The sequence below is a fragment of the Lutispora sp. genome (genome assembly GCF_041687175.1).
GTDB lineage: Bacteria > Bacillota > Clostridia > Lutisporales > Lutisporaceae > Lutispora.
This window is the reverse complement of record NZ_JAWLCK010000034.1, coordinates 1-24,908: the sequence shown is the minus strand read 5'-3', so window position 1 is coordinate 24,908 and position 24,908 is coordinate 1. Positions and strand designations below refer to the sequence as shown.

The window sequence follows — 24,908 nt, the reverse complement described above, 5'->3', positions numbered from 1 at the left end:
CCTTGCTTATCTATTTCGCATTCAGTGGCACCTGCAAAGAAAAATCTTACAAAAGCTCTTGCATCCTTATTTGTCATAGGCAGAGACTTCAATTTATTCTCTATAATCTTCCACTCTTCTCCAGAATAAATAAATAGACAATTATCCAAACCTTTAGTCATAACAAAGGTCTGGCCTAGCTCGTCCCTGAATTTTGCAGGCATTATGAGCCTGTTTTTGCTATCTAGGCTATGCCTATACTCGCCTATGAACATACTAGCCACCACTTTACGATTTTTCTTTACTATTTTACTTCACTATCTACCACTTTACTCCACTTTGTACCACTATTAGTATTATTCTCTACATTATTTAAAAATCCTTCCAATAAATATGAAAAATTTATCAAAAAATAAAATGGTACATTAGAACTATTATCTAATGTACCATTTGCACCAATTACTCAATATGTGATATTATCAACTTTTTCTTCTCATTTTATAGTAGAGCAATAAACCAAACACTATTATTAATATGCTAATTAATTGGGCTACTCTCATACCCAAGAACATAAGGCTATCTGTCCTCAATCCTTCTATCCAAAATCTACCTGCTGAGTATATGATACCATATAGCAGGAAAACTTCTCCGTCAAACTTCTTATTCTTTCTGTACAGTATTAAAAATATAAATAATCCGAAATCCCACAATGATTCATATAAGAATGTGGGATGCACTTTTACACCATCAACAATTATACCCCACGGAAGATTGGTTGGACCGCCGTGAGCTTCTCCATTGATGAAGTTTCCCCATCTTCCGATGGCCTGGCCTAGTGCAATTGATGGTGCAACTATATCAGCTGTTTTCCAGAAAGGCATCTTCTTTATTCTGGTAAATAGGTATCCAGCCAAAACGCCTCCAATTATGCCTCCATGTATAGCTAGACCACCTTCTCTTGTATTCAGTATTTTTAATATATTTCCTTTATAATATTCCCATTGAAAGATCACATAATAAAGTCTTGCGCCTATCAATGCAGCAGGTATAGCCCATAAAGCCAAGTCAATTATATCATCCGGATTATAGCCCAGTCTTTTGGCTTCAAAATACGCTATAAATATTCCTAGGAGCATTCCTAATGATATGAGTATACCATACCATCTTACAGATATGCCAAAAATCTCAAATGCAACAGGATTCATTTGAACCCCTCCAATCCTTGAAAGTAAGTCTATTGCTATAAAAGTGCATTTATATCTAGCTGTTAATGATTATAAGTTTAAAGGCTTGTATATGTCAAGTTAATGAAAAATAAAAAAAGAACCCGCAGCATTTTTATGCTGCGGAATTATTTCATATATAAATATTAAGCTTCTTTGCTTATTATATCTTTTACCTTCATAAGACGAGTTATAGTGCTTCTCTCGTTTTCATCCAGTTTCATTCTTATAAACCTTATGGTTTCTTCCAAATCAGGTATAGTCCTGTATTCGAGAGCATTTACCCTTCTTCTTGTCTTTTCAATCTCATCTGCCATCAGTTGGCAAGCCTTTTCTACCTCAGCTAATTCCAACAGTTTTGACATAATACCATAGAGTTTAGCTATGGCATCATCCAGTTCAGATGAGGTCTGGGCAAAACCATAGGGATAAATACTGCCTTCGTCTCCTTCAAGCTTTCGGATAAAATTCATAACTGGTACATAGACGCTCATTACATTCTTTCTCTTAATATCTACAGTAATGCTTTCCTTTGGAAAGGCTACTGCTTCCTCCAGCATTTCAGGAGACATAACAGCGCTGGCTATCAAAAAGTCCTTGAAGGAATCTTGGAGCTCTCCTTCTACTTCCATTCTCAGGGACTTATTTTGTTTTATTAACTCGATGAATCTCCTCATAAGCTCGTCTTGTTTGTCTTTAAGGAGTTTATGACCTCTTTTGGCAGTAGCCAATCTTTTCTTAAGATTGGACATCTCCATACGAGTAGGATTCACATTCAGCTTAGCCATCTACTCAGCCCCTTTATCTTCTTGTGGCAGATATTTGTCAAGGTATTCATCTCTGATTCTCTTGAGTTCGGTTCTTGGAATTATCTTCAATAGTTCCCAACCTAAATCCAAGGTATCAATTATACTTCTATTGGTTTGATAACCTTGATTTACATATTGTTTATCAAACTCTTCAGCAAACTTGGCAAAAGCTCTATCAGCATCTGATAGCGCAGACTCTCCAAGTATCGTAGCCAACTCTCTTGCTTCTCGTCCTGAAGTATATGCTGCATATAGCTGATTCATAGTATCAGCATGATCTTCTCTTGTTTTTCCTTTACCAATACCCTTATCCTTAAGTCTTGATAGAGAAGGTACAACATTTATTGGTGGCTGCAATCCTCTCTTATACAATTCTCTAGATAGAATTATCTGCCCTTCGGTTATATATCCGGTCAGGTCAGGTATTGGGTGAGTAATATCATCTTCAGGCATTGTCAGTATAGGAATCTGAGTGATGGATCCTTTTCTTCCTCTGATTCTTCCTGCTCTTTCATATATGGTAGAAAGGTCTGTATATAGATATCCAGGATATCCTCTTCTGCCTGGAACTTCCTTTCTAGCTGCTGAAATTTCTCTCAGTGCTTCTGCATAATTGGTCATGTCAGTCAATATAACCAAAACATGCATATCTTTTTCGAAAGCCAAGTATTCAGCACATGTAAGAGCCATACGAGGTGTTGCAATTCTCTCTATGGCAGGGTCATCAGCCAAGTTCACGAATAGCACAGCCCTGTCTATAGCACCTGTTTTTGTGAAATCATCAATAAAGAACTCAGCTTCTTCGAAAGTAATACCCATTGCCGCAAACACAACGGCAAACTTCTCATCAGTACCTAATACGTTGGCCTGTCTTGCTATCTGAGCTGCAAGTTCATTATGGGGCAATCCTGAGCCTGAGAAAATAGGAAGTTTTTGACCTCTAACCAAAGTATTCAATCCATCAATACATGATATCCCTGTTTGTATAAACTCATCCGGATAATCCCTGGCTACAGGATTCATAGGTACACCATTTATGTCAATCTTTTTTTCCGGTATAATTTTGGGTCCATTATCCTTTGGGCGGCCCAAACCATCGAATACTCTGCCTATCATATCTGGTGAAACACCTAACTCCAATGGTTTACCTAAGAATCTTACACTTGTATTCTTCAGGTTTATACCGCTGGAACCTTCAAAAAGCTGCACCATAGCTTTGTCTTCATTGATTTCCAGAACCCTTCCACGCCTTTTTTCTCCGGTATGAAGCTCTATCTCAACCAATTCCTCATATTTTACGCCTTCAACACCTTCCACTACCATCAAGGGACCTACTACTTCTCTTACGGTTTTATATTCTTTAAGCATCAAGGATACCTCCTTTGCTTATTAGATTATCTATGCTAGCTACTAATTCTTCGTTGATTTTATCTATTTCATCTATGTTGTCCTCTGCAATATACTTAGCACGAGCTATCCTGTTTCTGACATCCATATTGAGAATGTCTTTTAGATAGACCCCTTGTTCCAATGCTCTCATGCCTTGATCATAGAAGTTTAATATCAATTTAAGCATCTTGTTTTGCTTATTCAATGAGCAAAAGGTATCAACATCGTGGAAAGCATTTTGCTGTAGGAAGTCCTCTCTTATGGACTTTGTAGCCTCAAGCTTTAACTGGTCTTCTTCAGAAAGAGAATCTCTGCCAACCAATCTTACTATCTCTAATAACCCTGTTTCATCCTGTAGAAGACTCATAGCCTTAGCTCTGTTGGCGGCAAAATCAGGATCGATATTTTCATTCATCCACTCATCAATTTTTGATTGATACAAAGAATATGAATTCAGCCAGTTTATAGCTGGGAAATGCCTCTTATAAGAAAGGGCATAATCCAAACTCCAGAAAACTTTAACTATTCTAAGTGTTGCCTGAGAAACAGGCTCGGAGATATCTCCACCTGGAGGCGATACAGCACCGATAACCGTTACGGCACCCTCTCTGTCATCACTTCCGTAGCAAACTACCTTTCCTGCTCTTTCATAGAATTCAGCCGCACGTGATGCAAGATATGCAGGATAACCTTCATCTCCTGGCATTTCTTCAAGTCGGCCAGACATTTCTCTTAATGCCTCAGCCCATCTAGAAGTTGAATCAGCCATTATTGCCACTGAATATCCCATGTCTCTGAAGTATTCAGCTATGGTTATTCCTGTATAAATTGATGCTTCTCTGGCTGCAACCGGCATGTTTGAGGTATTTGCTATAAGAACAGTTCTCTTCATTAATGATTCACCGGTTGTGGGGTCAATGATCTCCGGGAATTCCATTAGAACGTCTGTCATCTCATTACCACGTTCTCCGCATCCTACATAGACAACTATTTCAGAATCAGCCCATTTTGCCAATTGATGCTGAACTACAGTCTTACCAGAACCGAAGGGTCCCGGTATAGCAGCGGTTCCACCCTTTGATACAGGAAAGAATGTATCTATAACCCTCTGACCTGTTAATAATGGAACAGTAGGATTGAGTTTTCTCTTATATCCCCTTCCTTTTCTTACAGGCCATCTTTGCATCATTTGAAGTTTGATATTTCCATCAAGAATACATATATCATCTACCACTGTAAAGTCGCCTTCTTTTATTTCTGTTATCACACCAGATATACCCATCGGAACCATTATTTTGTGAAGTACTATAGGTGTTTCTTGTACTGTTCCAATAATATCACCTTGAACTACCTTGTCTCCAACTTTAACAGCAGGTTTAAAATACCACTTTTTCTCTCTGTCAAGACTTTTTATTTCAGTTCCTCTTGCAAGAAAATCTCCTGCTATGGCTCTTAATGGTTCAAGAGGTCTTTGTATCCCGTCAAACATGGCTTCCAGCAAGCCTGGTCCAAGTTCAACAGATAGAGGCTCGCCTGTTGTATATACAGGGTCCCCTGGACCTATACCTGTCGTTTCTTCATATACCTGTATAGAGGCTCTGTCGCCTCTCATTTCTATTATTTCACCAATGAGCCTGTTATTTGAAACATGAACCACATCGTATACATTAGCTTCATCCATCCCCTCTGCAATAACTAAGGGGCCAGATACCTTTATAATTCTCCCAACATTCAAGATAAGCCCTCTCCTTCTATAATATATTTGATCCTACGGCTTTTTCCACATTCCTGTTTATTCTGCCCATACCAATATCCAATGTTCCTTGATTGCTTGGTATGAGAATTACCGCAGGGATTATCTCTTTATCATATCGTTCTATGGTATCTGGTATCAAACTAGCTACTTGTTCAGTGATAAATATAATACCATAGTTATTTCGGGCAATAGTGTCAACTGTTCTCCTGGCTTCGTCACTATCATAAACTGAAAAGACATCTACCCCTAGCGCCTTGAAAGCAAGTATGGAATCTTTGTCTCCAACTACAGCAATTTTATACATATAAATCACGCACCCTTTCTCTTGTGGCATCTGGAGAAAGCTTGTTCAGCTTTGAAACCATAATAATTCTTAATGTCTTTATCTCTGCTTCCTTTGCCACTATATAAGAAAAAATGGGCTCTGGTCCAAAATTTACATTCTTTGATGGCCTATTTATTTCAACCAGATAATTATCCATATACTTCTCAAGGTCGGATAATCGATTTGTAACCCTATAGGATTCTAATCCCTTCAAAAGACCTGGGCCTATTCTGTAATTCTTGTATCTAGATATCATAACATCTATAGAATCGTTAAAACTCATCAATATAGCATCCTTATCAATGTTTCCATTGGGAAGCAGCACTTCTTCTAAAAAGTTCATGTCCTTCCCCTGCTTTTTTAATCTGATGGAAGACTTAATATTGATAAAGTCTATCATATCCTTGACGTAATTAATAAACAACTCGATATCTGTACCTATAGCCATCTTGTATAAATGTTGAATATAGAATCTGTCAAAAATTATATCTATCCTCTGAGGATCTTTATTTAGTTCAAAATCTTGTACAACAGCTTCTATGGCTGCTCTGAATTCAGGCTGGACATCTCTAAGATTGCCTTCTATAAATGCATCTCTTATCTTTTTAAAATCAGTAGATCCTATTGGTATATATAGTTTGGATAGATCTTTGTTTAGCTTCCTTTCTTTAACTAGAACTTTCAGATTATGATAATCATACTTTAATGCCATTAAATCTACAACAATTTGATCTTTAGACACTTCTCTCATCAATTTATATACTCTTTTCAATTCATGAGATAATATATTCTCATAATCCTCATCTCTGGATACTCCTGCAACAGCGTTTGAGTATTCAGTTTCGCTAAGAGCTTTGAAAACTTCTCCAATATCTTTAGCTTCAATCATCCTATCTATTCTGTTTTTTGATAGGAGTTTCTTTTCAAGGACTCTGGTTCTAGTTACAGCTTGGATATAATCCATTCTATCCATGAAATCACTCCTATTCCTTAAAAAGATGTTGTGCTATTTCAGTTTCAAGTTCTTCCCTCAAATAATCTACCAAAGAATCAAATGAGAAATTAATTGTTACATCATTGTCTTTCAATATAAACCCTGAATCTACTGTTTCATTTTCAGACACCTTTGGCAAAGACTCTATAGACTTTACTTTTGTTTTCATCTTTTCAGGCACAATTAATATCTCTGTTCCTTTCAAGCTCATAGATTTTAAATTATTGGTCAGAAATTTAATATATTCTTCTTCCGTCAGTTCTTTCAGTCTTTCTTTAGATAAATCAAACACTTTATTTATAATTTCTTGCTTTATTTTTAATTTTTCATCTCTTACCTTTAACTCAGCATTTGAGATGATTCTATCCTTAATCATAGCTGCTTCTGCAGCAGCCTTTTCTACTATTTTCTTTTTCTTTTCATTAGCCTCATTTACTTTTGAGCTCATTATTTCTTGATTGATCTTAGCTGACTCCTTCATAATTCTATCAGCTTCAATCTTGGCATCTTCAAGAATTTTGTTAGTTATGTTCTCTAAATTCGACATATCTTCACATCCTTAGATATTCTAGAAACTTATTGCATTCACAAGGATTAGGGAAGTAACAAATGCTAACAGAGCATATGTCTCAACCATTACAGAGAAGATTATACCTTTTGTAGATTGTTCTTCATTCTTTGCAAGAATGGCTATACCTGCAGCAGCAGTCTTGCCCTGAGCTATAGCTGATAACCAGCCTACAAAACCTATTGGAAGACAAGCAGCGAATATATACAAACCTTCATTTAATGGCATACCTACACTTAGCTTGCCTAATACCAATAGTCCAATAACAAATCCATAAAGGCCCTGTGTACCTGGTAGTAATTGTAATACCAATGATTTACCAAACTTCTCAGGTTCTTCAATCATAAGACCTGCAGCAGCCTCACCAACTATACCAACACCTTTAGCAGATCCTATACCAGAAAGAAACACAGCTATTGCAGCACCAAGTCCTGCGAAAAATACTCCACCGTTTTGAACCAAAAACTCTGAAAAATTCATTTATTTTCCTCCTAACTTATTTTAAGTTTATATATTTAGCTTCGCTTCTGAATAAATTAAATGGCTTGCCTCCACCTTCATAGAACTTTCCGAAAAATTCAACGAAGATAAGTCTTATGGCATGCACATATGCGCCTAGCGCACTTAGGAATATATTGAAAAACTGACCGCCTATGAATACTATAACGCCTCCCAATATTCCAAATATTCCCGATTCAAAAAGCATCCCTGCTATCATATTGATAGCACCACCAATAAATCCACCGGATAGTCCTAAAGCCATAAGTCTGGAGTAAGATACGAAGTCTCCCACATACCCTGATATTCCATACAGGCTGTATAAACCTCCTACTGCCTTACCGGCAATGCTTTCTGATGTTCTCCCACCTGTAGCTACAATCCCAATCATTCCTATTAACATAATCACCAATGATACATTTTTAATAATGGTTGGTATTTCCATAAGCATTGGAAGAAGATATCCAATACCTCCTGTCAGGGCCATATACCAGAAGCCTACATCGAATAGTGCATCCAGATACTTGCCTTCTTTTATACTTAGATATGCTTTTAATCCCAATCCAAAGTATAAATGGAATATACCAAATATAATCGATATGATCAGGATATTAAAATATTCAGTTGAAGGGTCAATCAAAGCCGGCAAAGGTATAATACCGCCTAAGAATGAACCATATATTAAGCCCCAAACTATGGTCGGATAGCTTAGATAGTTGAAAAATCTCATAAAATTCTTTTGATTCTCGGATAGGTTAAATAATTTAAGGGCAACGGTAGTACCAATAAGCAATGCCAAACCGTAACCAATATCAGCCAACATCATACCGAAGAAAATCAGATAAAATGGAGCCAAGAATGGTGTAGGATCCACCTCATTATATTTTGGCAATGCATACATGCTGGTCAATGATTCAAAAGATTGAGCAAACTTTGAATTCTTTAGAAGTATCGGTACATTTGGGTCATCGTTGTCAGCCTCTTTAATCTCAAGATAATAAACATTATCAAGGGCTGCCTTCACTGTTTCAGTGAATTCTCCAGCCATATCTGTAGGAACATAGCCTCTAATAATGTTTACGCTTTCTGTCATCAAGAAATTTTCTGACGAAATGATTCTTAGTTTTTCATTAATCAAATAATCATAAACAATCTCAAGATCTGGTAGATTATCTGATAAACCTATAATTTCCTTCTCATACTCAGAGATTTCACCCTCTAATTCTTTGATTCTATCATTTAATTGAGCGATTTCTCTCTCCGGTGTATCTTCGCCTATAAGCTTTAACACTGAGAAGCTATTGTTTCTTAGTATATCTTTTACAGTCTCTTCTTCTGACCTATATGTCAAAACAGCTACATATAGGTTGTCTTTATCTTCGCTAATAATTTCAAAATAGGTTAATTCTGTAACCGCCAGCTCACTTTGGACTTTTAGCTTTAGTTTCTTGGGTATGGTGCCCAAAAATATATGACTTTGCTCAAACAAGCTCAAATCCTTAATAGGAGTATCAAGCTTAATCCAATGACTCAATTCATCAATTGATGTATTCAGCTTTGTTACTTCCTGATTTAAGGTCTCTTTCTTTGTATCAAGCTCTTTCAGCTTATTATAAAACCCATGGTAGTCAATTTTTGAAGCTCTACTTTCAAGTTCAACAAAGCTTAAGTTTTCTTTTCCCTTCTTCATAGCCTTTATACCACTATCTTTGGTATAGTACTTTGATAGCAAATCAATACAATACTTGACTTTTATGATTTCCTCTTCAATGGCTACTACACTTTCGGGAACTTCAACGCTTTGTAAACCCTCATCCTTAAGGGACTCATCCTCATCTAAATCCAGGAAATGAACATATTTGAATTTTTGAAGCTCATGGAGAAGATTTTCCCTTTCTGAATCAAAGGCAAACAAGCTGAAATTACTCATTTTAACTATTGCCATTTGCGTTCACAACCCTCTCGATAATAATGTTGACTGCTGAGTCTAAGTCTTTGCTTGAAAGGTCTCTTAATGCATTAGCTTCTTTAATGCCTTTCTGTACTATTGGCTCTGCTATTGATTCTCCTTCATTTACAGCTTTCTTCTTTATTCCCTCTGCTTCTTCCTTGGCTTCTGATATGATCCTGTTATATTCCTTTTCTGCAGATACTTCCGTTTCCTGCTTTGATTTTTTTGAAGCTTGAATTGCTTCCTGCAATAAAGTTTTGGCTTTCGCTTCTGCATCCTTTACTAATCCTATTGCCTCTTTTGCCATCGCATCACCCCCTCTTTTAGATTTTGAATTTTTATGAAGGCACTTTATATAACACAGAGCACCTAGAAAAATATCTCTATTAATCCAAACATTGATATTTATTCGTCACTAAAACAAAAAATCCTTCATATCAATTATTCAAATAATGATACAATTACACTAAAATTGCAATTATTAAAATTATATCATAAGCTCAATTATTATAGCAAGTTTACTTATACTACCATGTTTTGAATAAATGAATTTATATTCATCTTTATATAGAATTCTAGCTAATTTATTGGTTTTCCCTGTTAAAATAATCACAAGTAAACGCAATTGGACATATACTGCACTTAGGTTTCCTGGCTTCACATATCCTTCTGCCGTGCCAAATAAGCAGATGGTGAGCTAAAGACCATTTATCCCTTGGCACTACACTCATCAATTGATTTTCAGTCTCATCCACACTTTTACTATTGGCAAGCCCTATCCTATTGGAAACTCTAAAAACATGAGTATCTACTGCGATAGCAGGAATTCCAAACCCATTGCTCAGCACTACATTGGCAGTTTTTCTTCCAACTCCAGGCAAAGATATTAAATCATCCATATTTCCTGGTACTTCTCCGTTGAATTTGGTCAGGAGAATACGGCACATTTCAAGGATATTCTTTGCTTTATTCCTGTATAAGCCAATTTTTTTTATTTTCTCTTCAAGCTCAGCTTGTGTCATACTTATAAAATCCTCAGGAGTTTTATACTGTTTAAAGAGTTCAGAAGTAATCTCATTAACCTTTTTATCTGTAGATTGAGCACTCAGCATGGTTGCCACCAGAAGTTGAAAAGTATTTCCGAAATCCAATTCACATTTCGCTTCAGGGTAAGTCTCACTCAGCCTTTCTACAACTATCAATGCTTTATCTTCTAATTTTCTCAAAGTAATCCCCCAATTCTGTAAAACTCATACAATTAATTATATCTCTGGCTTCTAACCAACCCTTTCGGGCTATACCTACACCAAATATTACATTCTTTAATCCTCCAACACTATGAGCATCCGGGTTTATGGCAAATCTCACACCCTTAGCCTTTGCATATTTCATATATCTCCAGTCCAGATCCAACCTTTGAGGATCAGAATTAATTTCGATTATTGTTTCGTTTTCCGCTGCTGCATCCAAGACAGCATACACATCCATATCACATGCTTCCCGTGCTAGAAGAATCCTTGCTGTCATATGTCCTAGTATTGTAGTATACCTATTTTTTACAGAGTTTATTAGTCTTTCAGTCATTTTCTCTCTTTCCATCCCCATATTAGAATGAATTGAAGCAATTACGAAATCAAATAGGGATAATATTTCTTCATCATAATCTAAGGACCCATCAGGCAATATGTCAGATTCAATGCCCTTGAATATTTTAAAATCTTTCGACTTTGCATTATACCGGTCAATTTCTTCAATTTGTCTTTTTATATCATCCTCCTTCAGCCCCTTTGCATAAAAAGCAGAGCGACTATGATCTGATATTCCTATATAGCTGAAGCCCATTCTCTTGGCCATATCAGCCATTTGTGCTATATCAGAAGAACCATCGCTGTATCTTGTATGTATATGAAGTACTCCCTTCAAGTCACGGGCATCAACCAATTCCGGAAGCTTCCCTTTTTCTGCTGCTTCAATCTCGCCCATGTTTTCTCTTAGTTCAGGAGGAATATTATCCAAACCTAACGCTCTAAATATATCTTGCTCATCTTTGCAAGCAATTAACTCATCACCCCTGAACAGACCATATTCATTTATTTTTATCCCCAGTGACTTAGCTCTGTGCCTAAGAGCAGTATTATGCTCCTTGCTGCCAGTAAAATGATGTAAGGCATAAGGAAATTGGTGTTCTTCCACCACTCGTAGATCCATCATTATTCCCAATTTCAATCTGACGGAAGTCTTTGTCTCTCCCTTTGAAATAACTTCATCAATCTCCTCAAAGGTCGTAAAATAGTCCATGAGCTTAGATGGTTCATCTGAACTTGCCAGAATATCAATATCTTTAACAACTTCCTTCTTTCTCCTCAGGCTTCCTGCTACTTCACATCTTTCGACCAATGATGATTGCAGCAGCTTATTCTTAATTGATTCGGCAACTTCTATTACATATCCATATAAATATTGGCCTGTGAATTTCTTTATATCCTGTATTCCTTTTAGAATCTTGTTCTGAGTCTTTTCTCCAAAGCCATCCAACTCAACAAGACGATTTTCCTTGCAGGCATACTCCAATTCCCCAAGAGTTTCTATTCCCAACTTTTCATACAATACCTTCACCTTTTTAGGACCAATACCTTGAATCTTCAACATATCAAAAAGCCCTGAAGGTATAGAGCTTTTTAGATTTTCATAGTATTCCAATCTGCCTGTTTTATAAAGTTCTATGATTTTATCAGATAGTGCATCCCCTATGCCCTTTATGCCAACTACTTTGCCGTCTTCAATATAATCATCAAGGTCACCTTCCAGAGTCTCCAAAATCCTGGCACCATTTGCATAAGCTCTAATTTTGAATGGATTATCACCTTTAATCTCCAGCATAAGTCCTATCTCTTCCAATATGCGACTTATTTCCCTTTTGTCCATGTAACCACCTCACATATTATTTCTATTTTACCAAACTATTGTTAATCAGAAATTAAAAATTATGTGATATAATTTTATAATTATAACAATAATTGTTTGCAGTTATTGGTATAATTAATACAGAAAGAAATACTAACGGAGGATCATCATGAATAACACTATTAACTTTTCTCTTATAGCCTTAAACTCCAAGTTTATTCACTCCAACCTTGCAGTTAGATATATAAGAAGCTACCTCAATAAAAAAGGTATAGATGCGAATATTCTGGAGTTCAGCATAAACGACAGCTTTGATAAAATAATTAAGCATATATATTTATCCAACAGCAAAGTGCTGGCTTTCTCATGCTATATATGGAACCGGGAATTCATAATGAAACTAGGTCCAAGCCTGAAAAAGATAATGCCTGATTCCATAATAGTGCTTGGCGGTCCTGAAGTCTCCTACGATGTGGAATCTACCATGAAAGGAAACCCTTGGATTGATTATATAATATTTGGTGAAGGTGAGGAAACCTTTTATCAATTTGCAAGTCATCTTTTAGATAAAGATAAAGATATTAAAAATATAGATGGTTTGGCATATAACTCAAATGGAATGGTTTATGTAAATAATACCAGAAGCCCTTTAGCCAATCTTGATGAAATTCCATTTCCTTATGATAATTTTAATGATTTAAAGAATAAGATCATATACTATGAAACATCAAGAGGTTGTCCTTTCACATGCCAATATTGTCTGTCATCTATAGAACCTGGTGTGCGATATTTTTCCCTCGACAGGGTATATAGAGATATAGATATCTTTATCAACAATAATGTGAAGCAGGTGAAGCTCGTAGATAGAACCTTTAATTGCAATAAAAAAAGATCCGTTGAAATTATGGAATATATATTGAGCAAAAATGGCAGCACTAACTTCCATTTCGAAATTTCTGCAAAATTAATTGATTCGGATTTCTTAAATACTGTAAAAAAAGCACCTAAAGGAATTTTCCAGTTTGAGATAGGGGTCCAATCAACAAATGAGGATACATTGGAAACAATAACACGAAATGAAAGCTTTAAAGAAATAAGAGATAACATAAATAAGATTATAGATTTAGGAAACTGTCACATACATCTAGATCTGATTGCCGGCCTTCCCTATGAAGATATTAAAAGCTTTGAAAAATCATTCAATGATGTATATTCTTTAAAACCCCAGATGCTTCAGCTGGGATTTCTAAAGCTTCTGAGAGGTTCGAAACTAAGAATTGATGCAGAGAAACACGGGATATTATATAATCAGCATCCTCCATATGAAGTTCTATCAACAAAATGGCTGAGCTATGATGATGTATTGGATTTAAAAGTGATTGAAGAACTTGTCGAGATATTCAATAACTCCAGTAGGTTTACAAGAAGCTTGGATTATTTAATGAAAGAACACTACAACAACCCTTTTGTTTTCTTCAAAGAACTAGGATGCTTTTATTTAGAAAATCATGCTTTTGATATGCCTCTTAAAGTTTCTGAACATTATGAGCTTCTATACAAGTTTGTCTCACAGAAAACAGAGGTTACACCATTATTCAATGAACTTATAAAATTCGACTTTTTCAAATCAACTGGAAATAATATGCCAAGCTGCATCAAAAGGTATGATCACTCAAAGATAAAAAACTCGGTAAATAACTTCTTGAAAAATGAAGAAATAATTAATAATTATATGCCTGAACTTAAATCAATGGATTTAAGACAAAAGCTTAAATATATAAGATTCGAGGTATTTGATGTTGATATAATTGACAGTATGCAAGAAGGAAAGCATATAGTTTTCAATATTAAAGACCCGACGGAAAACGTTTGTAATAGATTTCTATCTTTTGATATAGATGAATTTTTGAAATTAAGCATTTAGAGGAAACTTTTAAGCCTATCATCATATTATATATTGATGGTTTTTTAGGGGGTCATATGGTAAATAGGCGCCGTTCCGGCGCCTTGAATTCAAATCTTCATTAATTTCAATCTATTGGATTTGAACCCCCTTTTGAATTATGAATATCATTATAGAAATCTAAAAAACAACCCGCAGTTGTTCTTTGTGCCATAGGAAATATCTGCCCCGCAATCCTGTTAAACCTTTCTTTTCTATCCCTTATAGTAGAATATCTCCTGTATATAGCTATAGAATCCTTTGCATTTTTTTCGATATAGGAATAAGCATTACCCAAATATATACCATCTTCTGAGGCAGCATAGCTTTCAAAGCTATCATGAACCTTTTTTATCCACATTTCAAAACTTCTATGGCTTTTCAGCAGATTAACATTGCCATGCTGAGGGACAGTGGCATCCTGTATCAGATGTACTGCTGCTCCCAGATAAGTCATAGCCATCTCCTTATCTCCAGAATCCCAATAAACTTTGGCACATCCATAGTAGCGAGCAAATTTCTGTCTGGAAGATTTGCAGCCATATAAGCCTTTATGGGTATATGGATTATAAAAATGTTCCCTGCTCTTAAAATCCTGATCTGCCCAATACACACCTGTGTTTATCTGGTGAAGGTATTGACTCAAAAAATCATAAGCCTCCACATAACCATCATTTCTTAATATCTCCAAAGCCCTCTTGTTTATGAACATATGAACTTCACAATAGGTTTGGACAAAATATTTTTTAAAGGGCTTTATGAACCATAGTATAGTTTTAAAGCTTTCTCCATATACTTTTTCAATGATATCCATTTTATTCACTCCAAAAAAATAAGACTTTATGCTATTACTCAATATTTTTTGCAACTTAATATATAAAAATGCAGTATATTAATATATTTTCCTCATTATTTTTCTATATACATAAATTACATTATGATATAATTTCATTAATATAATGTTTTACGTACATAGAATATTTATAGTTTGGAGGTAGCGATTTGAAAGATCCTAGAATATCTCAATTAGCAAAAAATCTTATTAATTACTCGGTAAGCTTGAAACCGGGTGAAAATCTTCTTATTGAAGTGTTTGATGCAGGAATGGAATTAGCTTCAGAGTTAATAGCCGAATGTTATAAGGCAGGTGGCAATCCATTTGTTACCATAAAAAGTAGAAAGATTATGAAGGATTTGATCAAAAATACTAATGAAGAACATATGCTAGCCATATCATCTTTTGAAGCTGAAAGAATGAAAAAGATGCAAGCATACATAGGCATTCGGGGCGCTCTCAACTCTTCAGAGTGGTCTGATATCCCTGAGGATAAGATGAGTATTTACATGAAGAATTGGTCTAAGCCCGTTCATTCAGATATCCGAGTCCCTCATACCAAATGGTGTGTCATGAGATACCCCAGTCACTCAATGGCTCAAATGGCCGGTATGAGCACAGAAAAATTCGAGGATTTCTTTTTCGATGTTTGCTGTCTTGATTATGCAAAAATGGATAAGGCTATGGATCCTCTGAAAGAGCTGATGGATAAGACAGACAAAGTAAGGATCACAGGCAAGGATACTGATTTGAAATTTTCTATAAAAGACCTTCCTGCGATGAAATGCTCCGGTGAAGCTAATATTCCGGATGGTGAAGTATATACAGCACCTGTAAAAGACTCTGTAGAAGGATATATAACATACAACACACCTTCAGAATACCAAGGCTACACCTTTGAGAACATCAGGCTCGAATTTTCAAAAGGAAAAATAGTAAAAGCCACTGCCAATGACACCGAAAGAATAAACAAGATATTTGATACCGACGAAGGAGCTCGTTATGTAGGTGAGTTTGCCATAGGAGTAAATCCATATATAACAAAGCCTATGAAAGACACTTTGTTTGATGAGAAAATTATGGGTAGCTTCCACTTCACACCTGGCAGCTCCTATGATGATTGCTTCAACGGAAATAAATCTGCAATACACTGGGATTTGGTATTTATCCAAACTCCTGAATACGGTGGAGGAGAAATTTGGTTTGACGATGTGCTGGTAAGAAAAGACGGCAGGTTTGTATTAAAGGAATTAGAGTGCTTGAATCCAGAAAATTTGAAGTAGATAATAGATACAAAAATTGCGATGGTACCACATCGCAGTTTTTTTATCCAATATTATCTCTTCGTCTATTCTATTATAATATAGACCTAATATTACCATCTATGATAAGGTTTTGCTCATTTGAACCATGTCTGGCACATAACCTAGTTTTTTGTTCAACTCAATCATATTTTTATTATTATAATGAGTTGTAGTTTTTATAGTTTTGACACCTTGTGAACTGCACCATTCTTCCAGCATAACCTTTAGATTTGTTGCTATTCCTTGTCTTCTATATTCTTCTGCAACATACAAAGATAATATCATAACACAATCTGAAGATTCCTCCATTCTATATGCCCATATAAATCCCTGGGCTTGTCCTTTTTCATCTTCTGCGACAGTTATGAACAAATCTTCATCTTTGGTGTTACGAATTCTTTCCACTGTCTGCTCTATATCCTCATTTGTGGGCTCATAATCAGGTATCCACAGCCTAGGTGTAGTATTATGCCATGTTTATAGATTATCCTTCTGAAAACAAAAATCTCATGAATGCATCTACTGTTGTAAAATAATAATCCGAATTTGCTTCCATATAATTCTTAATCTCCTTGATAATATGTGACCAGCCTGCTGCTGCAAATGCTATTTCACAACTTCTTGCCATATCCAGTCCAGGCTTCAAGTCATCTACTACCAAAATATCATCTCTATCCAAATTGAACTTTTTCATAGTCTCAATTATCGGAAAAGAGTTAGGCTTTCTCTTATCCTCACCCAATTCCCAACCGAATATTAAATCCGGTGTCAACCGGCAATTATACATATAATCCCTGCTAATCTTCTCACTTTCCGAATGAGATACCACAGATATTATACCGCCTGATTTTTTATATTCTATTATCAACTGCTTCATACCAGGATAAAAATCAGGTATCTTTGTGTTTGTATAACTTCTCCATATTTTGTATTGGTACAGCTGCTCATCTTCGTTGAACTTCAATATGTTTTTACATAATTCAGAAAAACCTGGATAGAAACAATAGGTTACAAACTCTTCAAGAGATAATGGCTTCATATCCGGTCTTAATACCTTTAAAGCTTCAACAAAAGATGGATAATGAATGTCCGGTGTGCTTTTCACAACTGTATCATCATGGTCTAATATCAAGCAACGATATCTCAATTTCATCCCCTCTATGATATCATTTCTGCGCCTATGGTGTAATCCCAGCCATCTCCAGTTTTTGTCGCAGTACAATCATGGAAAAAGTATGCTCCTAGTCCGCTGCGCCATTTTGATGCATTAAATATAAAGCTTTTGTTGGTAATAGCTGTATCTTCTATACTAAACAACAATCCCTTTTCGAAATACAATTTATCCTTATCTATATACCCCTGCTCACATAGCTCATCGTAAGTAGCTGCAAAGGCTTCCATCTTGTAGGTATTCCCTATAAGATATATCAATGCTGACTTCTCAGCCTCAGTAATATTAGTAACCTTTGTGAAATCAAAAGCAAGAATACTTATATTATCATTTAAACCTGGATCCACTTGATACAAATCATCTATCACTTTCTTATATAACCCTGCAATATCTTCGCCCTGGCTTTTTATAATCAGTCTTTCTATATTGCCTAACTGCATCGGAAAGCTTTCCATTACGGTTCCGTCAAATACTATATCTATTAACATCCCTGTCTTCAGATCAGTTATAGCTGCATCACTTCCATCAGCAGCCTTAATATCTGTTTTTCCTATATTCACCTTATAGATATCTGCAGGGCCTGCATCCTTTGCCATATTTGCAACTAATAAAGATGCTTCATTAATATCAATAATTTTTGCTTTTAATGTTACGTTATTGCCATTAGAATTATCTCCCCCTTGGGGTTCAGCTGGTTTTGAGCAGGCAACAATGCCTAGTGCTACTATTAGTATAAGGAGCATTATGCTGATTCTTCTCATCTTAACTTCCTCCATGATTTTAATCTAATCTATAAATTTGACGAATAATACTCCTATATGTTCCAATTCATGATCTTCAAATACAAACTTTAATTATGTATTAGCTTTATGAAAATATGATTCTAAATAAAAGATTGGGTTATAGCACAGAAAGTGCCCACAGATATAATGACGCTACAGAACCATAAGGTGAGTATCTCTTTCTGTATCTATAAAATTTCTCTTTCGTCAATTCCTTAAGTCCATATAATTTCATCATTCCCCTACGAATGGCTAAATCTTCGTAACTTACAACATCCGGGCGGCAGAGTGAAAAAAACAGCACCATTTCAGCAGTCCAAACACCAACTCCATTCAGTGAAGTAAGCTTTTTTATTATCTCATCATCACTTAAGGTGTGAAGTATATCAAAATTCACCTCACCGGATATAGCAACATCTGCTATTCCTTTTATATACCCAGCCTTTCTTAATGTCATGCCGCAGCCTTGAATGTCAGAAAGACTTGCTTCTGCAATACTTTCTGGTGTAATGTTCCCAAGAAGATTGCACAATCTATTCCATACGGTTTCCGCAGCTTTACTTGAAATCTGCTGGCCAACAATATTTGAGACAAGTGCAGTAAATGGATCTGGTATAATCCTGCGTTCTATCATCCCAATCTTATCAATAGCTGCACCAAGCTTTTTATCTTTTCTCTTTAAATACTCTATTTCCTTTTGTCCATATTTAAAAATATCCATATTCTTTTCCATTCTCCAACTCAAGTAATTTCTTTTTCAATTCAATGCCACCACGATAACCAGTAAGTGATCCATTTGTACCAATCACACGATGGCAAGGAATAAGTATTGGAATTGGATTACGACTGTTTGCAAGCCCTACAGCTCGTGCAGCATTAGGCTTGCCTATTTTAATGGCTAAATCCATATAGCTTACTGTAGTACCATATGGTATTTCACAAAGTAGTGACCACATTTGCTTCATAAAAGCTGTCCCTTCAGGATTAAGGAGCACAGTAAATTTTTTGAGTCTCCCTTCCAGATACAATTTTAGCTGCTGACCAGCTTCTTTTAATACAGGAGTTTCATATATTTGCATATTTTGAGGTATCATATCACTTGAAAAATATAAATTAGTGATTCTTCCACAATTTTCAGCAATGCCGATTTTTCCGATATCAGATTCGTAAAAATATATAGGCATTATAACTCACCTCGATTTTTTCTGTATTCATTTGGTGTATACCCAGTTTGATCCATAAATTTCATCCCTATTTTAATGTTCATCTATGAATTTTTGCAATTCATCATGCCATGCATCAGGTTCAAAAGTACCAACTTCTGTTTCTTCTCTGAATAAAAGGTCTACTAAGAAGCATTCTTATTGCAGAGTGTACCCTTGTTTCGGTACGAGTTGGGCAGGCATCATGTATAGTCATTTCCATGCCGTTATAATCAGGAAATGAAAATTTGTTACTTTCAGCTAATATCTCCCAAAGTGATACGGTAGATATTCCATCATAAAGCTCCCTGTATCGCTTGTCACAACCTGCACAAGTATTAATTACCACTGTGCCACTTTCAAGATTAGGTTCATGCTTGCAACAAATCAGGTGTTCAGGAATGTCACCTAATTCCTCATTTAAAAACATTAATACTTTTTTAGCAAGATGTGGCTTATAAATCATAAATGCACATCCTGGTGCATATACTTGTTCCATTGCAACCCCTCCAATAATAGTTCATCACAAACATATTCTATAAAAAATGGAACTATATATCTTCCTATATTTCATTAAGTAATTTTACGCTATAACCTTACATCTCCCATCGACCACACTACGATATTCTATTCGTATGATGAAAATCCTTCTAGCTTTTATTCAAGTTACCACTTTATTATTCATGTCTATAGAATCAAATCTGTTTTTGTATAAGAAATCACATAAAAAAACAGTAGACCTAATCTACTGTTTATCACTTAATGTATGGTGGGCAGTACTGGAATCAAACCAGCTGCCCCTTGCATGTCAAGCAAGTACTCTTACTGCAAATCTATGAACTCAATTTAGCAAGGGTAGTAGTTAATTATCATAGACTTCACTACACAGTCCCCTTTATTAATGTAAGTATGTGGCTTTGCAGAAGAAAAACAAATGGAATCATCTTGCTTCAAGTAATACTCATTTTCACCAGTTTTTAGACATAAATTGCCTTCCAGAACAACAATATATTCTTGAGATCTTTCAGAATGACCTACAGAAGTATGCTCTGTACCTACATCAAGTTCTACCATGAATAGTTCGAAATTTCGCCTTGGAGTGCTGCTAAAGTATCCATAAATCCTATAATGTCCATTTGAATCATGTTGTTCTTTCCTCTGGTCACGCAAAACCAGTTCTAAATCATATTTCTGCTCATCAATCAACATAGTATATGGAACCTTTAGACCGTTGGCAATTTTCCATATCATATTGATTGTTGGATTTGAATTCCCTTTTTCAATTTGAGCTAGCATTACTTTGCTTACATCTGATAGTTCTGCCAACTGACCCAAACTTAAGTTTCTCTCCAAACGAAGCCGTTTCAGGTTTGTTGCAATTATAGCGTTCAGATCCATTTAAGAACCTCCTATTAGAGTAAAATTGTATGATTGTATAACAATATCTATTTAATACTCGTTACATATCCTCAAATAAATCTGTGCTCAGATATTTTAAACCACTGTCATTGATGGTAACTACAATGTTCTTCCCCTTTTCAGAAGTTGCTAATAGTTTAAGTGCAGCACAAACGTTTGCGCCAGAGGAAAAACCTGTAAATATACCCTCACATTCTGCAAGCCTTCTGGCAGTACCTCTAGCTTCATCATCGGTAATCTGCACATAACCGTCTATAATATTCTTATCAACTAACGGCAGATCCATGCAATATCCACCGCCTTGAATTTTATGGCCCAAATCCGTAATCTCCTTCCCGGCATATATAGCTGCCGTTGCAGGTTCTGCTATGTAGCATCGTATTGCAGGATTATGCTTTTTTAGCGCTTTGGAGCAACCGGAAAAAGTGCTTCCGCTTCCCAAGAAATCTACAAAAACATCTACATTTCCATCAGTTTGCTCCCATATTTCCTCACCTGTATTATACTCATGTGCATGATTACAGGATTCTAAATGGAATTGATCTGCTCTGAAAGCATTAAGCTCTTTTACAAGTTGCTTAGTACGCTCTTCCACAAGGGCTAAATCTTCACCTGAAACCTGTCCTGGAACTGAGTCAGGCATTTGGTCCACAAGAACTACTTCTGCACCCAAAGCTTTCATCATTCTAGCACGCTCCACAGAATTACCTTTAGACATGCATGCAATAAACTTATATCCTTTGCAGGCACAGACAATTGCTAAACCAGTTCCTGTATTGCCACTAGTCAATTCAACAACAGTTTGACCCGGAGAAAGAAGCCCGGCATTTTCTGCCTCCGTTATCATTTGCAATGCAACCCGATCTTTTTTGCTGAAACCTGGATTTAAGTATTCCAATTTAGCAAAAATGTTCCCCTCTACGCCAAAGGCCTTTGTAATTCTTGACAAGTTCACCATTGGAGTATTACCGATTGCTTCAGTTACATCTTTCATTATTTTCATAATATACACCTCCATTATTTTATAATCTTTTTGCGATACCCATAAAAAAACAATATATTCAACACATATCTTTATGTTAAATATATTGTACGTATGTTAAATTTATTTGTCAACAAATTACTGGAACTTCTATACACTAGTCCTTAGTCCCTCAAACTAGGGTATTCCTTTGAAACTCTTCTCTAACTTAGCAAACAAAGACTAGTGACTGATTTTTCTCATGGCACATTTGCATGTAAGTTCTTTTTCTTGTTCAGAAAGCCATTTTTCTATTCCATTTTCCTTGATTTTTAACATATTTTTGTATGCTGATTCGTGGAGTTGCACACCGTCGTTGTAGAAACGGTTTAACTCATCACATGGAAAGTCTTCGCATTCGCCACAATGTAAGAAACTTTTACTAATACAGCATGCGAGAGTTGGACAGTCAGAAACAAGTTCCTTTTCATTACGGCATCCCATACAATTCATATTTTTTTTGTAATTCTTGCAACCTCCACAATATAAACCGCAAAGCGATAGTTTTTCATACTGTCCCACCTTAATCCCCCTTATTTTTCCTAAATCATAAGACTTATCCAGCCCTTGTACCATTAGGAACAGGTTTTTCTGGTTGAGCTAATACAGGAACAATACCATCTGCATATCCAATATCAAATAACATCCCTTCAGAAATTTCTCCCGCCATTTTCTTAGGAGCCAGGTTAACAACAAATAATGCCTGCTGTCCTTCTATTTCCTTTGGATTTTCTCTTTCACCTTTCATCCCAACTAATATAGTCCTAATAAAATCACCAAAATCAACTGTAAGCTTTACCAACTTATTTGAATTTTCAATGTCCTCAACTGATATTATTGTTCCTACTCGAATATCAATTTTACCAAGTAAATCTAGTGTAATATTGGGCTTAACTGAAGCACTCATTTCATTTCCTCCTGCCTTAATTTATATTTAAAAATTATTACACATCATCTTGCTTATATGCCACCATACCCAAATGCTTTTTAATTTCCTCAAATCTTTCATCACAAATACCAAGTTTTTTCTTGAACCTTACATCTTCCATTCTCTCAATAACAACTTTGTTGGGGGATATTTCCTTAATAATATCCTTTAACTTCTGGACCGAATCTTCATCATCGTTATAGCCCTTGATGATAGTAACTTCAAGTATGAATTTTCCTTTGTATTGTTTATTGAAGGAAGCCATGTTTGAAATGTATTCTGCTAATGTATATCCTTCAATGGGTCTTTGAACTTTCTGAAAATCTTCTTCTGTCACTACTTTTATCTCTCCGATGATTTCATCACATTTATTAGCAATTTTTATGTATTCATCTCTGCCTAGCAAGTATCCATTGGAAAGCAATCTGACAGGCAAACCTTTAGCTTTTATAAGCTCAATGACATCGTCAATTCTATCATTGACAAAGGCTTCTCCTTTAGAGTTAATGAAGACTAATTCTGCCCTTGTTTCTTCTATCATCCTTTCCAACTCTCTTAATGAACCATCCATTTCATCAAATGACCTTTGGGTGTCTATCTTATTTTCTGACCTTCCTATGGGACAAAATATACAATCAAAGTTACAGTATTTTTCGGGAAGTATATTCACTTCCAGTACACTTTTCCCTTCCTCTATATAAATATCTTTATAACTGAAACCGCCCATCATCTTATCTCCCTCAAATTACATTATTGATACCTCTTTATTGTTAATATCAAGAATTGAAATCCTATTTGTTCCACCTAAGTTCTCCTGTACTTTATTTGATAAATCAGCTAAAGCATTCTCGAACTCTTTCAATCTTCTTTCATCGACTAATTCAATGCATAAAAATGCATTCTTAGTGTTTTCAGTAAGCATAGTTCTCACCGATTCACGCCAGTTCCAGCATCTGCAAATTGCTCCATCATTATCTTTATATACTATCTCCCCTTCATAGGGTGGCTCACTTTTATCGCTTCCTAATGTAATAAAATCTTCGTTTCCAACTGCCTTAGTCAATCTTATATCCCCGGCAAATGTATCAATATCCTCACCGCCGCAGGGCAGTGCATATCTTAATGAAATAGAGTTGTATATATCAACCAGCGGATTAATAGTCCCTAAATGGTTCCCGCTATGCACCCTCTTTAATAATGCCTCAATGGATGATCTTGCACCTTTCTTTGTTTTAAATTTTTTAAATGCCTCCCTCCATACTTGTATTACTTCGTTACTGCTGAATTCTGGGTTATTCAAATACTTTAATGCTTCTTTTTCCGCATTTTCAATCATATACTTGTATTTCTCTTCTTCTTTTATGGAGTTATCTATATCATAGCAAACAACAACCCCTATCCTTGCATTGGGAAACAGGCTCCAAAAGTCATCTTCAACTATGAACTTTTTCATTAGATTACCTCCTAAAAATATAATCAGTTTTGTAAGTATTATAGCACAATCATATTTCCTATACCCAAGTTTCATTCCCCTTGTTATACTAAAAGATAAAGAAAGGCTTCCTATAGAAGCATTTTAATAACTATAAAAAATTGCACACCCTACAAATTTTTGTGTACAACTTTAAGTTTATTAGTATCAATTTTCCTGTAACCGTTTAAAACAACAGCAAAAACCTTTTTCAGTCTGTAATAATTTCATAAATGCTCATAACCTCAATGTTTCATATTTCTTCTGCTTTCTTATCTTTTATTGGTAGAAGTAGGTCTATTTGAATGGTAATATCATCAGGAGTAAGCATAAATTTATTTATATAATTTAGATGTTCTTCTATACACTCTCTTTCAATTATTTGCTCTTTAAAATTCAGTTCATATCTATCATTATTCTGTGCCCAATCATAAAGC

Annotated in this window: 28 protein-coding genes and 1 pseudogene; 2 read left to right on the top strand and 27 right to left on the bottom strand. The window is 35.5% G+C overall.

From position 1 onward, the window contains the following. The 13 genes from mraZ to polX form a co-directional block, all read right to left on the bottom strand. Positions 1–254: division/cell wall cluster transcriptional repressor MraZ (mraZ, locus tag ACESM9_RS07250; protein ID WP_372996770.1), on the bottom strand; the 254-nt coding region annotated here is incomplete at its 3' end. Positions 255–458: 204 nt separating this feature from the next. Beyond that, the gene (gene lgt / locus ACESM9_RS07245; RefSeq protein ID WP_372996768.1) at positions 459–1,184 is read right to left on the bottom strand and encodes a prolipoprotein diacylglyceryl transferase; all 726 of its coding nucleotides are present in this window, start codon (positions 1,182–1,184) and stop codon (positions 459–461) included. Positions 1,185–1,348: 164 nt separating this feature from the next. Beyond that, a complete protein-coding gene (locus ACESM9_RS07240) occupies positions 1,349–1,990 on the bottom strand; it encodes a V-type ATP synthase subunit D (protein WP_372996765.1) in 642 nt (213 codons plus the stop codon). Then, positions 1,991–3,379 carry a V-type ATP synthase subunit B gene (locus ACESM9_RS07235; protein ID WP_372996763.1) on the bottom strand — a complete coding sequence of 463 codons (1,389 nt, stop codon included), beginning with the start codon at positions 3,377–3,379 and terminating at the stop codon, positions 1,991–1,993. Continuing rightward, positions 3,372–5,081: a V-type ATP synthase subunit A gene (locus ACESM9_RS07230; RefSeq protein WP_372996774.1), complete on the bottom strand. Its 1,710-nt coding sequence runs from the start codon at positions 5,079–5,081 to the stop codon at positions 3,372–3,374. The genes ACESM9_RS07235 and ACESM9_RS07230 overlap by 8 nt, the downstream gene beginning before the upstream one ends. Before the next feature lie 70 nt (positions 5,082–5,151). Further along, a complete protein-coding gene (locus tag ACESM9_RS07225; RefSeq protein ID WP_372996761.1) occupies positions 5,152–5,460 on the bottom strand; it encodes a V-type ATP synthase subunit F in 309 nt (102 codons plus the stop codon). Continuing rightward, positions 5,453–6,454: a V-type ATP synthase subunit C gene (locus ACESM9_RS07220; protein WP_372996759.1), complete on the bottom strand. Its 1,002-nt coding sequence runs from the start codon at positions 6,452–6,454 to the stop codon at positions 5,453–5,455. The genes ACESM9_RS07225 and ACESM9_RS07220 overlap by 8 nt, the downstream gene beginning before the upstream one ends. Positions 6,455–6,464: 10 nt before the next feature. Further along, complete coding sequence (locus ACESM9_RS07215) at positions 6,465–7,022, bottom strand: V-type ATP synthase subunit E (protein WP_372996757.1); 558 nt, start codon at positions 7,020–7,022, stop codon at positions 6,465–6,467. Positions 7,023–7,043: 21 nt separating this feature from the next. After that, entirely contained in the window at positions 7,044–7,523 is a 480-nt protein-coding gene (locus ACESM9_RS07210) for a V-type ATP synthase subunit K (RefSeq protein ID WP_372996755.1), read from the bottom strand. Positions 7,524–7,539: 16 nt separating this feature from the next. Next, positions 7,540–9,486 carry a V-type ATP synthase subunit I gene (locus tag ACESM9_RS07205; RefSeq protein WP_372996753.1) on the bottom strand — a complete coding sequence of 649 codons (1,947 nt, stop codon included), beginning with the start codon at positions 9,484–9,486 and terminating at the stop codon, positions 7,540–7,542. Further along, positions 9,473–9,799 carry an ATPase gene (locus ACESM9_RS07200; RefSeq protein WP_372996751.1) on the bottom strand — a complete coding sequence of 109 codons (327 nt, stop codon included), beginning with the start codon at positions 9,797–9,799 and terminating at the stop codon, positions 9,473–9,475. The genes ACESM9_RS07205 and ACESM9_RS07200 overlap by 14 nt, the downstream gene beginning before the upstream one ends. Positions 9,800–10,076: 277 nt before the next feature. Further along, a complete protein-coding gene (nth, locus tag ACESM9_RS07195) occupies positions 10,077–10,718 on the bottom strand; it encodes an endonuclease III (protein WP_372996749.1) in 642 nt (213 codons plus the stop codon). After that, positions 10,699–12,417 carry a DNA polymerase/3'-5' exonuclease PolX gene (gene polX, locus ACESM9_RS07190; RefSeq protein WP_372996747.1) on the bottom strand — a complete coding sequence of 573 codons (1,719 nt, stop codon included), beginning with the start codon at positions 12,415–12,417 and terminating at the stop codon, positions 10,699–10,701. Before polX ends, nth begins: the two co-directional genes overlap by 20 nt. 148 nt (positions 12,418–12,565) lie before the next feature. Here polX and ACESM9_RS07185 point away from each other — a divergent pair, with 148 nt between their 5' ends. Further along, positions 12,566–14,320, top strand: a complete 1,755-nt coding sequence (locus ACESM9_RS07185; protein ID WP_372996745.1) for a B12-binding domain-containing radical SAM protein — start codon at positions 12,566–12,568, stop codon at positions 14,318–14,320. Between the two features lie 106 nt (positions 14,321–14,426). Here ACESM9_RS07185 and ACESM9_RS07180 read toward each other — a convergent pair whose 3' ends face one another. Continuing rightward, positions 14,427–15,152, bottom strand: coding sequence for a zinc dependent phospholipase C family protein (locus ACESM9_RS07180; RefSeq protein ID WP_372996743.1), 726 nt, complete (start codon positions 15,150–15,152; stop codon positions 14,427–14,429). Between the two features lie 188 nt (positions 15,153–15,340). Here ACESM9_RS07180 and ACESM9_RS07175 point away from each other — a divergent pair, with 188 nt between their 5' ends. Continuing rightward, on the top strand, positions 15,341–16,456 hold the full coding sequence (locus tag ACESM9_RS07175; protein ID WP_372996741.1) for an aminopeptidase: 1,116 nt from the start codon (positions 15,341–15,343) through the stop codon (positions 16,454–16,456). Between the two features lie 99 nt (positions 16,457–16,555). On the opposite strand, the gene ACESM9_RS07170 is transcribed toward ACESM9_RS07175, so the two are convergent. From ACESM9_RS07170 to ACESM9_RS07110, 13 genes and pseudogenes are all read right to left on the bottom strand, one after another. After that, positions 16,556–16,924, bottom strand: a complete 369-nt coding sequence (locus ACESM9_RS07170) for a GNAT family N-acetyltransferase (protein ID WP_372996772.1) — start codon at positions 16,922–16,924, stop codon at positions 16,556–16,558. A 37-nt stretch (positions 16,925–16,961) separates the two neighbouring features. Then, entirely contained in the window at positions 16,962–17,630 is a 669-nt protein-coding gene (locus ACESM9_RS07165; RefSeq protein WP_372996739.1) for an HAD family hydrolase, read from the bottom strand. A gap of 5 nt (positions 17,631–17,635) precedes the next feature. Beyond that, positions 17,636–18,409, bottom strand: a complete 774-nt coding sequence (locus ACESM9_RS07160) for a hypothetical protein (protein ID WP_372996737.1) — start codon at positions 18,407–18,409, stop codon at positions 17,636–17,638. A gap of 139 nt (positions 18,410–18,548) precedes the next feature. Beyond that, positions 18,549–19,151, bottom strand: a complete 603-nt coding sequence (locus ACESM9_RS07155; protein WP_372996735.1) for a DNA-3-methyladenine glycosylase family protein — start codon at positions 19,149–19,151, stop codon at positions 18,549–18,551. Continuing rightward, positions 19,138–19,614, bottom strand: a complete 477-nt coding sequence (locus tag ACESM9_RS07150) for a methylated-DNA--[protein]-cysteine S-methyltransferase (protein WP_372996733.1) — start codon at positions 19,612–19,614, stop codon at positions 19,138–19,140. Before ACESM9_RS07150 ends, ACESM9_RS07155 begins: the two co-directional genes overlap by 14 nt. 121 nt (positions 19,615–19,735) lie before the next feature. Then, a complete protein-coding gene (locus ACESM9_RS07145) occupies positions 19,736–20,131 on the bottom strand; it encodes a hypothetical protein (RefSeq protein WP_372996731.1) in 396 nt (131 codons plus the stop codon). 347 nt (positions 20,132–20,478) lie between these two features. Further along, a complete protein-coding gene (locus tag ACESM9_RS07140; RefSeq protein ID WP_372996729.1) occupies positions 20,479–21,030 on the bottom strand; it encodes a helix-turn-helix domain-containing protein in 552 nt (183 codons plus the stop codon). Between the two features lie 61 nt (positions 21,031–21,091). Then, a complete protein-coding gene (locus tag ACESM9_RS07135; RefSeq protein ID WP_372996727.1) occupies positions 21,092–22,054 on the bottom strand; it encodes a PLP-dependent cysteine synthase family protein in 963 nt (320 codons plus the stop codon). 201 nt (positions 22,055–22,255) lie between these two features. Beyond that, positions 22,256–22,594 (bottom strand): DUF3795 domain-containing protein, encoded by a 339-nt coding sequence (locus tag ACESM9_RS07130; protein ID WP_372996725.1) that lies wholly within the window; start codon positions 22,592–22,594, stop codon positions 22,256–22,258. Positions 22,595–22,628: 34 nt separating this feature from the next. Further along, complete coding sequence (locus ACESM9_RS07125; protein ID WP_372996723.1) at positions 22,629–22,979, bottom strand: tRNA-binding protein; 351 nt, start codon at positions 22,977–22,979, stop codon at positions 22,629–22,631. Positions 22,980–23,016: 37 nt separating this feature from the next. Further along, on the bottom strand, positions 23,017–23,727 hold the full coding sequence (locus ACESM9_RS07120; RefSeq protein WP_372996722.1) for a radical SAM protein: 711 nt from the start codon (positions 23,725–23,727) through the stop codon (positions 23,017–23,019). Positions 23,728–23,745: 18 nt separating this feature from the next. Then, on the bottom strand, positions 23,746–24,453 hold the full coding sequence (locus tag ACESM9_RS07115; RefSeq protein ID WP_372996720.1) for a B3/4 domain-containing protein: 708 nt from the start codon (positions 24,451–24,453) through the stop codon (positions 23,746–23,748). A gap of 271 nt (positions 24,454–24,724) precedes the next feature. Then, positions 24,725–24,908, bottom strand: a pseudogene (locus tag ACESM9_RS07110) (MerR family transcriptional regulator); the annotation flags it as partial.